This window comes from Mesorhizobium australicum (assembly GCF_900177325.1).
GTDB classification, from domain to species: Bacteria; Pseudomonadota; Alphaproteobacteria; order Rhizobiales; family Rhizobiaceae; genus Mesorhizobium_A; species Mesorhizobium_A australicum_A.
The window spans coordinates 2,988,365-3,000,354 of the sequence record NZ_FXBL01000004.1; the positions used below are offsets into that span (position 1 = coordinate 2,988,365).

Annotated in this window: 9 protein-coding genes; 3 read left to right on the forward strand and 6 right to left on the reverse strand. The window is 63.0% G+C overall.

Annotated elements, in window-relative coordinates:
• The first annotated feature begins 20 nt into the window (after positions 1-20).
• Together B9Z03_RS17220 and B9Z03_RS17230 are read left to right on the forward strand one after the other, a co-directional pair.
• The gene (locus B9Z03_RS17220) at positions 21-956 is read left to right on the forward strand and encodes an alpha/beta fold hydrolase (protein WP_085465333.1); all 936 of its coding nucleotides are present in this window, start codon (positions 21-23) and stop codon (positions 954-956) included.
• 660 nt (positions 957-1,616) lie between these two features.
• A complete protein-coding gene (locus B9Z03_RS17230) occupies positions 1,617-3,455 on the forward strand; it encodes a L,D-transpeptidase family protein (protein ID WP_085465335.1) in 1,839 nt (612 codons plus the stop codon).
• Positions 3,456-3,458: 3 nt separating this feature from the next.
• Here B9Z03_RS17230 and B9Z03_RS17235 read toward each other — a convergent pair whose 3' ends face one another.
• The 6 genes from B9Z03_RS17235 to B9Z03_RS17260 form a co-directional block, all read right to left on the reverse strand.
• Positions 3,459-4,388 (reverse strand): glycosyltransferase family 2 protein, encoded by a 930-nt coding sequence (locus tag B9Z03_RS17235; protein ID WP_085465336.1) that lies wholly within the window; start codon positions 4,386-4,388, stop codon positions 3,459-3,461.
• Complete coding sequence (locus tag B9Z03_RS17240; RefSeq protein ID WP_085465337.1) at positions 4,385-5,089, reverse strand: hypothetical protein; 705 nt, start codon at positions 5,087-5,089, stop codon at positions 4,385-4,387. Before B9Z03_RS17240 ends, B9Z03_RS17235 begins: the two co-directional genes overlap by 4 nt.
• A 72-nt stretch (positions 5,090-5,161) precedes the next feature.
• Entirely contained in the window at positions 5,162-6,055 is an 894-nt protein-coding gene (locus B9Z03_RS17245) for a hypothetical protein (RefSeq protein ID WP_139832298.1), read from the reverse strand.
• A gap of 13 nt (positions 6,056-6,068) precedes the next feature.
• Positions 6,069-6,893 (reverse strand): hypothetical protein, encoded by an 825-nt coding sequence (locus B9Z03_RS17250; RefSeq protein WP_176247548.1) that lies wholly within the window; start codon positions 6,891-6,893, stop codon positions 6,069-6,071.
• Between the two features lie 153 nt (positions 6,894-7,046).
• Entirely contained in the window at positions 7,047-8,078 is a 1,032-nt protein-coding gene (locus tag B9Z03_RS17255) for a hypothetical protein (protein ID WP_139832299.1), read from the reverse strand.
• A 103-nt stretch (positions 8,079-8,181) separates the two neighbouring features.
• Positions 8,182-8,559 (reverse strand): hypothetical protein, encoded by a 378-nt coding sequence (locus tag B9Z03_RS17260; protein WP_139832300.1) that lies wholly within the window; start codon positions 8,557-8,559, stop codon positions 8,182-8,184.
• Positions 8,560-8,875: 316 nt separating this feature from the next.
• Between B9Z03_RS17260 and B9Z03_RS17265 the strand changes: the two genes are divergently transcribed.
• Positions 8,876-11,956 carry an FG-GAP-like repeat-containing protein gene (locus B9Z03_RS17265; RefSeq protein ID WP_085465342.1) on the forward strand — a complete coding sequence of 1,027 codons (3,081 nt, stop codon included), beginning with the start codon at positions 8,876-8,878 and terminating at the stop codon, positions 11,954-11,956.
• The last annotated feature ends 34 nt before the right edge of the window (positions 11,957-11,990 follow it).

The window sequence follows — 11,990 nt, forward strand, 5'->3', positions numbered from 1 at the left end:
GAATCCAATGGAGAGCCATTGTGGCATCATTCGGGTTGAGAATCATCCGCACCCTGTTTGGCATGGTCGATCCGATCGCGCCACGGCTTGCGGGCCGCGTCGCGTTCGAGGTGTTCTGCCGCACGGCCGATCCTCGCAAACCCTCGGCCGCGGAAAAGCGGGCGCTGGAGCGCAGCCGCGATTTCATGCAGGAGGCGCGTCTGCACCGGCTGACTATCGATGGCGGCTGCGTGGCGGCGCACGAATTCCGGCCGGCTTCGGGCCGCTGGTCCGCCACGGTCCTCGTCATCCACGGCTGGAAATCGCGCACCGAACACATGCGTGCGGTGATCGACGGCTTCAGGAATGCCGGGGTAAGGGCGATCGCCCTCGACCTTCCCGGCCACGGCGCCTCGTCCGGGCGCCGGCTCAACATGGCGATCGCTGTGTCGGCGGTGCAGGCGGCCGATCTGTGGTTCGGGCCGTTCGACGCGATGGTCGGCCATTCCTTCGGCGGCGCGGTCGCGGTCAACGCGGCAGTGGGATCGGTCACCGGCGTGGAGAAGGTCCGCACGGACCGCCTCGTGCTGATCGCCGCGCCAAGCTCGCTGCCGATGATCTTTGCCGACTTCGGACGCTTCCTCAATCTCGGCCCGCGCACGCAGACGGCGATCGCCGACATCGTCGAACGGATCGCCGGCCAGCCGCTGGAGGCCTATGCCGGACAGTACCAGCTCGCCGAGCACCCGATCGACACGCTGGTGATGCACGCCGCCGACGACAAGGAGGTGGCTCCGGTCCATGCGGAAGGATATGCCAAGGCGGGTCCGCATGTCCGGCTCGCCTGGGTAAACGGGCTTGGCCACAGGCGCATCGTCTCCGACCCGTCGGTCGTGGTGCAGGCCGTTGATTTTGGCCTTGGGGAGGCCGTCGATGTGCCGGCGCCACAGAGGGCTGCGACTCGCCACAAGGGCTGACGTCAGGTTTCCTCTCGCCCGTCTCGACGGGCAGGCCCGCTGCCCATCTCTCCACCGTTCCGACCGTAGATACTGTCGCTCTCGCGATTGAGCGTCGGGCGGCTGCCGTAGCGAGGCGGGCAGGTCAGGTTCGGCCGCGAAAGTCATTGTACGTCAACGATTTGGTGCGAAAAGGCCGGCCGGCGGGCGGCAACGTTTCGCCGTATTCCGCGTTCAATGTGGGTAACATTCGTGGACATGATGGGAGTTGAGGACATGGCTCACGAGATCCAGCCCGACGATGCAAAGCCGGCGAACGAGCGGAAGCCTCAGGGCTCCGAAGTCGGCCCGCCCATGACGCGGCGTTTTCTGGCGAGGCCACCCCGGCAGGACCAGCTGTACCAGCTCATTCCGATCTGGAAGCAGTGCACGGAACGAACAACCGAAACACCGCCGCGAAGCGACGCCTAGGTAAGCCTGCGCATACCCGCTCGACTGTGTGATCCGCATCACGTTTCATTGAGATCGTCACGCGGTAGGTTTTTTGCCGTCGTGTCGGCGGCGGTTACGGCTATACTGACGGGGTGATTGCTTCGGCAGGCGGACGGGGCCCCGCCGACCGGAGCGTTCCTGATGCACGGCGGAGCAGGGAGAACGATTTTGAGGGGACGAAACGGATCGATGCGCGCCCTGGCGGCAGGCGCCGCCATGGGCATGTTCGTCGTGGCGAATGTGCAGCCGGCCGAGGCGCAGAACTTTTTCGATCGTCTGTTCGGCGGCGGCGCCCAGCGCCGCAGCGATTTCCCGCCACCGCCTCCGCCTCCCGAAAAGCGCGCCGCGAAGCCGATCGCGAAGATTTCGGCGCCCTCCTACTACACCTACAAGGTCGACTCTCTGGCCAAGGTGAAGGTTCCACAGGCCTCGGCATCTGCTGCCGTTCCCGAGCTGACTTTGGTGGTCGCGTCCGGCGTTCGTTTCTCGGAAGCCATGCCGCTGCTGGGCGAGCTTGATCTCGTCGCCGAGAAGGAGGTCGCCGACGCGATCGCAGCGCATTATGCGGCGCATCCCGAATTCGTCTGGATTTCCGGATACGGCCTCAACAGCCGCGCCCAGCAGGCGCTGCGCGTGCTCGCGGACGCGTCCAGCCATGGCCTCGACCCCGCCGACTATTCGGTCGAGGTGCCGCGCGCCTCGTTCTCGATTGACGACATGGCGTCGCGCCAGCGCGAGCTCGCCCGTTTCGAGCTCACGCTCTCGGCCAAAGTGCTGCGCTATGTCCGCGACGCCGCGCGCGGCCGCATCGATCCGAACCGACTGTCGGGCTATCACGACTTCGCGCCCAAGCAGCTCGATCTCGCGGGGACCTTGGATAAGCTCTCGCGCACCTTCGACACGGCGGTGCTGCTGGAATCCTACCATCCGCAGAACGAGGAATACCGCCAGCTGCGGGCAGAGCTCGAATCGCTGTCCGCGCAGGAGGAGAACGACATCGTCGTTGATCCGAACCTGCTTCTGAGGCCCGGCGGCAAGAGCGCCGAACTGCCGAAGCTGATCGCCCTCATCGAGCGCAAGGCGACGCCGGACTTCGCCACGCGGCACTCCGTGCTGCTGGCGCTCTCGCGCGAGAAAGAAGACTACACGCCTGACCTCGTGCCGCTGATCAAGGACGCGCAGGAGGAGCACGGGCTCAAGGGTGACGGCGTCATCGGGCCGCGCACGGTGCAGGCGCTCGCCGGCGTGTCGCGGACGGACCGGATCGCCAAGGTCAAGGTCGCGCTCGAGCAGCTGCGCTGGCTGCCCTCAGATCTCGGTGCGCGCCGGGTCTTCATCAACCAGCCGGCGTTCACGGCGACCTATTTCGAGGACAATGCCGAGAAGCTGTCGATGCGCGTCGTCATCGGCCGGCCGTCGAACCAGACCAGCTTCTTCCAGGACGTGATCGAGCAGATCGACTACAACCCTTACTGGGGCGTGCCGCAGTCGATCATCGTCAACGAGATGCTGCCGCGCCTGCGCGGCGATCCGGGCTATCTCGACCGGGCCGGGTACGAGGTCACCGACGCCAAGGGCAAACGCATCCCGTCCGCCGCGATCAACTGGGGGCAGTTCGGCGGCAAGGTGCCGTACAGCGTGCGGCAGAGCCCGAGCGAGGCGAACGCGCTCGGGGAACTCAAGATTCTGTTCCCGAACAAGCACGCGATCTACATGCACGACACGCCGCAGAAGGCATTGTTCGACCGCGAGTCGCGCGCCTTCAGCCATGGCTGCGTGCGCTTGCACCAGCCGCGCGAGATGGCCGCCGCGCTGCTCGGCAAGGATATCGATTACGTCAAGACCAAGCTGGCCGCCGGTCATTCCTCGGAGAAGATCCCGGGCGACATTCCGGTCTATGTCGCCTATTTCACCGCGTGGCCGAACAAGGACGGCGTGGTCGAATATTTCCCCGACGTCTACGGTCGCGACGAGAAGGTGCTGACCGCAATCGAGAAGACCGAGGCAGTGCGGGTGCCGGCGAGCTGAGGATCAGGTCTCCGAGAGGATCTTGTCGGCCGCAGCCTTCAGAATCTGAAGCGCTTCCGGGCGCGGCTCGCCGTAGACGAGATGCGGCCGGGTCGCGCGCCGGAACTCCTTGCCGCGAACCGTACGGTATTCGGCGAGATAGTCGCGCATCTCGTCCGGCATCTGCTCCTCCGGCCGATTGGTCATGATGCCGCCGTGAAACTGATGGAACGTCGCCTCACCGAACAGGCAGACGATGCGCAGGTCGGTCAATTCGCAGACGCGATTGTAGAAATCGAGATTGGCGAGGCCGCCGCCGCGGATCACGAAGCCCGGATCCATGCCGCCCAGCCTGTCCCACACCTCGCGCGGCATCGAGATGAGGTTGCTTTCGGCCAGCGGCTCCAGCCAGCCGCCGCCGCTCGACGGCGCCAGCGCGCCGATCTCGAACAGCCGGTAGCCGTCCTTGGGCCAGTCGATCGATGCGAGCAGACCGTCCTCGACGACGCGGTCGTAGCCGCGCGTCATGGTGCGGAACTGCACGTCCGGGCCGAGATGCAGCGCGATGGTCGTCACCGCAGCGGGGTGGAACGCGTCGAGCGCCTCCAACGTCCGCGCGACGATGCCGGGCGTCGCCATGCGCGCCCCGTCGATCATGACGCTGATGTTGGGCGCGATTGACAGCGAGGCGCCGTGGTTCACGGCGCCGACGGGCGAGGGCGCCGCATTGGCGATGTAGGTGTAGCGGAAGTTCGGACCAATAGCGGCCACGGTGGCCGGGTCAAGCGGCTCAGTCGATCCGTTCTCGACCACGATCACTTCATAGTCATCGGCGGACACGCCTTGCTGGTAGGCCGCCGACAGCGAATGAAGCGTGCGCGGCGCCTCGCGCCGCATATTGTAGACGACCACGACGATCGACAGGCGGGGCGAAGCTGATGCAGGCGTCGTCATCGGGCCAACTCCTGCAGCTGCGCATAGGTGCCGGCGAGATGAGGGGGAAGGGGACGCGCCTCCTCCACGGTCTGATGTCGCAGATTGTTGTCGTAGAAGCGGGCGGCGGCCTCGGGATCGGGCAGTTCGAGCGCGGCGGCGATCCGAGTGACGGCATTCAGATACGCATCGCCGTGCCGGTCATAACTGATGAGACGGACCGGGAAGCGGGCTGCCACCCGCACCAGCCGCTCATTGTAGGCGCGCCACAGTTCGAGGCCCTCGTCGATGGAGAGACTCGGATCGCGGCTGTTGAGCGACTGCGCCACAGCGAGTGGATGGCGGAAGCTGGCGGCGATCTCGACCGGCCCGAGCACGTCGAGCCATCCGTCGAGCGTAAGCAGCGTGCGCGGATCCTTGAAACCCCAGGCGCCCCGGCCGGCGATCGCGGCGGCGACCTCGGCGCCTTTCCGCATCTGCTCGGCGGACCAGACGACGACCTGCGGCGGCTTGCGCCACGATCCGCCGTTCGCCGCCAGCACCTCGTCGTTCATATGCATCACGGCGAGGTTCTCGCGATTTCCCTTCGCGTTGTACATCGCCTGGGTGTTGACCTCGCCGGAAATCAGCCCCGCGGCCTGCAGGCAGCCGGCCAGACAACTGGTGCCGGATCGGTGCATGCCGAGGATCAGCATCGGCCTGCCGGGCAAGGGTTCGGTCATGATCTGCTTCTCAATTCGGATCGCGGCGGAAGGCAGTGTGCGAGGACCACGAATGGTCCGACCTAACAAAGCTCATAGTGCCCGCCGATCTGTCAGCCAAGCTAGGATCTGCGCGAGAATGGCCTGCTGCCGATCGTTGAGGGGCACGATGCCGTGCGCAACAGCCAGGTTCGCATCGTTCCTCAGCAGGGCGGCATCGTGCTGTCTTGCGTAAAGGCGAAGACCGTTATGTTCGGTATGAAGCACGTTCTGGATCACGGCCAGGAACTGCGAACGCTGCTGTTCCGTGAGACTCTTGCCGTTCACCTGTCTCACGATTTCAACAACATCGTCCGAAACTGAGACATGAACTTTCTGAAGCGACGCGAATGTCGGCGAAGTGGTAATTCCAGCCACTTTGGTGAGGTCGCTCAGCCAGTCGCCCTCGTATTTCGAAACGACGACATTCGCAGCGCCGTATTTAACCGACAGATCGCTGGCCAGCCTGTCATAGTCTGCAAGCCGTCTTGTCCTCTCAAGTGCCGAAAATTCGTCCAAACTCAAAGACGTTGCGTAGTTGAACCGCAGGATTGGCGGATTTATTACGGCCTGCTTGTAGTATGATTTGAGAAAGAATTCCTTGTCGCGCACGACCAGGAAAATCTGAACGCCGAAGCCGCGGAGGGCCGCCCTGAATTCCTCGAGAGCTCCGTCCGAGAAATCGTAGAGATGGTTCGTAAGACCTTCGGTCGTGAGAATGACGGTCCGCTCTGTGGTGCTCTGAAGCGCTTCCCGCATCCGGTTCGCATGCCCCGAGAACAGATCCTCGACGATATATTGATGTTTGGGAGATACCGAACGCGAATCGGGAGGCGGGTAGGCGATGTCGTCGGCAAGGAAGTTCTCCCTGTTGCGATAGCACCAGTCCTGGAGTGCTGACGTACCGGTTTTCGGAAGACCGACGTGAATAACGGCTTTTCGTGTCATTTGCCGTTCGATCTCATCTAATCCAGCGCGGATTGAGGAATTTGTCGTAGTGCGGCGCCACTGAGTCCAGCCGTCTGATGACCGCTTTGGCCTCCTCTATCGAGGCGTTGAGATTTTTGACCGCGTCCGTCATCGAAGGATGTAGGTCGCTGGTCGTCAAATTCCTGTTCTCATCGAACGACTCGGGGAAGGAAGGTATGTGTCCGGTCGTCAGATGAAATGCGATCGGGCTCTGGAACTCCTTCATCGAATAAAGTGTCATGTTCAACTGTGGGGGAAAGAACTCCACGTCTTCGCCAAGCTGTTCCATGGCAAGCGCAAAGCCTACCTGATCCACATGAACATGCCATCGTTCGAGGAGATCACGGTTCTCGATCAGCCATTTGGCCCACCGCCTCCAAGTCAAGGCAAGACTCAGAGACCTGCCGGATGGCGCGGCGACGATACCGGCCGAGATGTTGTTGATGTGCGTCTCTCGCTCGTTCCCGGCACCGGGGAAAAGGGATGATCCGGGCCGGTATTCGCCAACGCCGGATCTGCTCAGTATCGACTTGAAGATTTTCGAGGGCGGGTTGCAGTGATTGTTGGGTGCTGCGCGGAATCGCAAGGCACTCAAGAACACCGATACATCCGACACAAAATACAGATCACAATCAGACACAATCACCCAGTCGGATTCGTGCTGATCGAAAAATGGTCCGATCTTGTTGCAATGCGGCGAGCCGTCAACGATTGGGGCGCTGGGTATGGTCGCGACGCCTTGCGTCCGGATCCATTCTATCAGATCAGCCGGCAAATCGCCGAACGTGTAGACCTTGATCTGGTCTCCGGCTTTCACTGCGTATTTCTTTACACAGATGAGCCACAGAATGACCTCGACATACAGCCGCGGCTGCTGGTCAAGGGCGCAACAAAACGTGACGCTCTTCGAGTGCGAGGTCCTCATGGATACCAACTATCTACGATCGGCCAATATGGTCGACGTAGACAGTTATTGCGGCTTCCTCAACCGATCTATCTCGGCCGTCAGCTGGTCCTGGGTCGACTTAAGCTGAGAGATGTAGATGTGAGCCTTCTCGAGTTCGTGCAAGATCCCCTCGACCTTGCGCGTCAGATCCATCGGTTCACCCTCCGGCGTCGATCCGACGGCGGGGAGATACTTCCGGGAGAACATGAACTCTTTCTGCTCCTCGATCGACGGAATTTCGAAATCCGGCTCGAAGACACGATCGCAGCCGACGCTACAGCTTCCGCTGGTCGTGATCGAGCCTGGAATGATCAGGTTGCCTGCGCTTGTGAGACGCAACTGATTGATTCCGAGGCCGTCATAGGTAATTCGAAACTCATTGGTATTTGTATTGAAATTCAGTCGGATCGGATTGGGCTGAGAACCCGAATCGAGGCGAATTGCGACTGGTCCCGTAGTCCGCCTGATGTGGAGCACGTCCGCCGGGCTGCCGGTGCCTAGGCCCACGTTTCCGGTCGCAGCGATGTCGATCGAACTCGTCGGCGCGTTGGGACGGATACGGAACGGCAGCTTGCTGCCCGTGGTTACGTCGCGAATGAAGAAATTCGCCTCGTTGCCGGCGATGTCCCAGGTCTGCGCGGTGAAGCCGCCAGCATTGGACTGCTCTAGGCGCATGGCAGGCGTGTTGCTGGTTGCCACGTGAAGATCGAGCACGGGCGTGGCCGTCCGGAAGCCGACGCGGCCCGTCGAGTCGACGAAGATGGAGTTCGACGGCGCGCCGTTCGTCAGGGTGAGGATCGGCGTGCCGCCCTCGCTGCCGGCCGACGCATCGCCCATGCTGCGGAACGACAGGGCCTCGGCTCCGCCGCTTGCGCTGTCATTTGCCTGAATGCGCCAGTCGTTGGTGGTGAAACCCGCTGTCGTCGACGTGTCCACGAAATCGATCCGCGTATTGTTCTCCTTCAGCCGTATCGTCGCGAAGCCGAAGTTTTCGTTGTTCACGCAGTCGAGACCGGCGCAGATGCTGCCCTGGACGATCAGGTCGTCCGGGATCACCTGGTCCGCGCGCGCGGCGGAACCTGCTACGAGCGTGATGGCCAGAGCGGCGGTGCAGGCTGCAAGATCATATCTCTTCATGATGGTTCTCCCCCGGCCCGGTTTACCGTGCCGCCCCTTCCGTCATGTTGGACGTGTCGACGATCCGGCCGCCCTTGACCAGGAACGATCCAGACATCGCGGCCGGGACATGAACCGACATCTCGCCGCGCATGTTGACCTGGCTCGCCGCAATGTCGCGCCCGTCGGCGCCACCGGCCTTGACGGCTTTGGTCTTCGGCGAAGCCGCCGTGATCTGGTAGGTGTAGACGCCGTCGCCCATCGCATTCTGGCCGGAGATGTCGATCACCGGCGAGCCCTGCTTGGCGGACACGGTGAGAACTCTGCCGTCAGGCCCCGCCACCGACAGGGTCGCATTGAAATAACCTGAGGGCAGGACAAAGCTGACCTTGGTTCCGGCCGAGGCGCTACGTGCGCTCATGACCTCGTCCGCAAGCGCCGGCATGGCAAAATACGCCGCCGTGGCCGCCAAAGCTGCAACCCGAATGGAATGTCTCATGACCTCCCCCATCTTCGGAAATGCCACTCACAAGCAGCACCGAATCCCGATCCAAACCTAACCCAGCGTTAGTCTAGCATCGCACGGATATGCCGTTCAAGCGCCGGGGGCCGATTTCTCGGGGCAAACACACGTCCCGAAAGCATATTTAGGCGTCTGGAACAACCCCGCGACCGTTGTGTCGCTGCGTAAGCTTGGATAGCATTTGTACGCAGGAAGATCATGCCAGGGGGGCAGGATGGGCTCGTTCGTTATCCGGCCATATGAGAAGCGCTTCGTGCTGAGCCTGATCTTGGTCGCCCTGCTCGCGATCCAGTTCTGGACCCAGTCGCGCTATCCCTCGCTGAACGAGAAGGCGATGATGAGCGGCGCGATTCAGCTCGAGGATCCTTTGAGCTTCGAAGCGAAATACCCGCTGAAGCCCGAATACACCACCATGCAGCGGATCGGCTACTCGACGCTGAACTGGATCGAGACCAATCGCAAGGGAATGACCTTCGGCATCCTGTTCGGCGCCGCGTTCCTCACGCTGATGGGCTATGTGCGCCAGCATTCTTTCAAGGGGCGCTTCGCCAACTCGCTGCTCGGCATGGGGGTGGGCGCGCCGCTCGGCGTGTGCGTCAACTGCGCGGCGCCCATCGCCAAGGCGCTCTATTCCGGCGGCGCGCGCGCAGAGGCCACACTGTCGGCCATGATCGCATCGCCGACGCTGAATGTCGTCGTGCTGACCATGGTCTTCTCGCTGATGCCCTTCTATGTCGGCGTTCTGAAGGTCATCCTCAGCGTTTTCGTGATCCTGATCGCGGTGCCCGTCATCTGCCGCTTTCTGCCGGAGAACCAGCTCAAGGTGTCGTCCACGCCGGAGAAATTCCTGCGCATGCCGAAGCCTGCTCAAGCGGGAACGAGCGAGAACCTGTTCCAGTCCGTCTGGCGTTTCGCCTGGGATTTCGCCAAGAGCCTGTGGTTCATCGTCTCCCGCACGCTGCCGCTGATGCTGCTCGCCGGCTTCCTCGGCGCGGTGGTGGCGACCCTCGTGCCGCCGGAAACCTTCTCCGGCCTCAGCTTTGGCTTCGTCACCGTCTTCCTCGCCGCGCTGTTGGGCACCTTCCTGCCGGTGCCGATCGGCTTCGACGTGGTCGTGTCGGGCGCGCTGCTCGGCGGCGGCATGGATGTCGGCCTGGTGACGACGCTGCTGTTCACGCTCGGCATTTTCTCGGTCTACTCCTTCTTCATCGTCGCCGGCGCGATCTCGCTGCGGGCCGCTTCACTGCTGGCTGGCGCGATCGTCGTCATCGGCACGCTGGCCGGAATAGGTGTTCACTACTACCATCATTATCTCCAGAGCCGGGCGCTTGAGATCCTCACCTCCTTCGAGTTCCGCCTCGTCTCTTCGGCGCAGGCCGCGGAGCCAGAACAGGTGCGCAGCCTCGCGGACGGCCCGAACACGGTCACCATCTCGCGCCGCGCCTTCGAGCCGCGCTCGGCCGCGGGCGAAAAGCGTTTCGCCAAGATGGAAGCCTGGAAGCTCGGTATCGACCAGCCGATCGAGTTCTCCTTCGGCGACATGTGGCCGCCGTTCTGGGAGGGACGGGGCATCGCCGCAGGCGACTGGGACAATGACGGCTGGCAGGACATCGCCATCGCGTCGACCGTCGCGGGCGTCCATTTCTACCGGAATGTCGGCGGCAGGTTCGAGAAGGCGGCTTTCGACATGGGCGAGATCGCGAAAATGCCCGTATTCAACATCGCGCTCGTCGACCTGGACAATGACGGCTGGCTCGACCTGTTCTTCACGACGTTCCGGCAGGGCAACTATGTGCTGCGCAACACGGGCGGGTCATTCGCAGCGGCGAACCTGTCGCAGGTCGCCAACCGCGACGACGCCGTCCTGACGCTCGCGGCGAGCTTCGGCGACGTCGACCGCGACGGCTATCTCGACGTCGCCCTCGGCAACTGGGCCGCCGGCTGGTATCGCCGCATCCCCGGTCCCGAGGCGACGAACCGGATCGTCTTCAACAAGGGTGGCGTGATGGACGGCTCCGCCTTCACCGAGCTTGGCGGACCGCCAGGCGAGACGCTGTCGATCCTGCTCACCGACCTGAACCTCGACGGCAAGCTCGATCTTCTCGAAGGCAACGACTTCGAGATGCCCGATATCTTCTCCCTCGGCGACGGCATCGGCGCGTTCAGGCCGATCCGCCGCCAGGACAACGTCATCCCGATGACGACGCAGACGACCATGGCGTTCAAGACCGCCGACCTCGCCAACACCGGCCGGCAGGACATCTATGTTGGCCAGATCGCGGGCCGGTCGTCGGGCATCGCCACCAAGCTGAGGACGCAGCCGCTCGAATTCTACTGCGACGACATCGGGCGCGAGAGCGACAAGGCGATCTGCCGGAAGAACATGGCGATCAAGGAGTGGTACAAGTCCGGCCACAGCTTCGACCCGTCCAACGCCTCGCGCTGCGCGCAGCTCACAGAGCCCGACCTTTCGGAATGCCGCGCGATGCTGGTGAAGGACCTTGCCATCCAGAGCAAGGATCCCTCGATATGCGACCTTATTGCCGTAGCGCAGGTGAGGGCGCGTCAGCTTTGCGAAATCCATTTCCGGCCGATCCGGCAGCCGGTGCAGGCCGAACTCGACGAGGCGATCCCGCAGATCCAGCGCCGCAACGTGCTCCTGTCGCCGAAGGCCGACGGCACTTACGAGGAACATGCCGTGCCAGCTGGCGTCGACATCGGCGGCTGGACCTGGGACGTGAAGGTCGAGGACGTGAACAATGATGGCTGGAAGGACATCTATGTGCTGAACGGCACGTGGATCCCCAACGAGATCAGCCCGTCCAAGATCCTTTTAGTCAATGACGGCACCGGCAAGTTCAAGGAGGAGACGGTCGCGGCCGGCATGGAGGACTACCTGATCACCGCCGCCGCCACGGCGATCGACCTCGACAATGACGGCGACCAGGACTTCATCACAGTGCCGGTGAACGGTCCGCCAATGGCCTATGTCAACGGTTCGGCTGAAGGCCATTCGATCGCCTTCGAGTTCCGCGACGGCGTCGGCAATCGCTACGGCATCGGCAACCGAATCGAGATCCGCACGGCCGACGGCCTGACCCAGATGCGCGAGTTGCAGTGCGGCGGGGGCTTCATGTCGTTCGACGCGCCGGTGCTGCATTTCGGAACAGGCACCGCGGAGCGCGTCGAGAGCGCGACCGTCCATTGGTCGACGGGCGAGACGACGGTCCTCGACGGAGGTCTCGACACGGGCGCGCACTATCGCATCGCCCGCGAACCGACGGCGACGCGCTGAGAGCCTCGATCTTGAAACAGTTTGCGATGCCGCT

Excerpts from the sequence above, each read along its gene's own strand:
- B9Z03_RS17230 (WP_085465335.1), top strand. The coding sequence starts at position 1,617 with ATGCGCGCCCTGGCGGCAGGCGCCGCCATGGGCATGTTCGTCGTGGCG.
- B9Z03_RS17235 (WP_085465336.1), bottom strand. The coding sequence starts at position 4,388 with ATGACGACGCCTGCATCAGCTTCGCCCCGCCTGTCGATCGTCGTGGTC.
- B9Z03_RS17240 (WP_085465337.1), bottom strand. The coding sequence starts at position 5,089 with ATGACCGAACCCTTGCCCGGCAGGCCGATGCTGATCCTCGGCATGCAC.
- B9Z03_RS17245 (WP_139832298.1), bottom strand. The coding sequence starts at position 6,055 with ATGACACGAAAAGCCGTTATTCACGTCGGTCTTCCGAAAACCGGTACG.
- B9Z03_RS17260 (WP_139832300.1), bottom strand. The coding sequence starts at position 8,559 with ATGAGCGCACGTAGCGCCTCGGCCGGAACCAAGGTCAGCTTTGTCCTG.
- B9Z03_RS17265 (WP_085465342.1), top strand. The coding sequence starts at position 8,876 with ATGGGCTCGTTCGTTATCCGGCCATATGAGAAGCGCTTCGTGCTGAGC.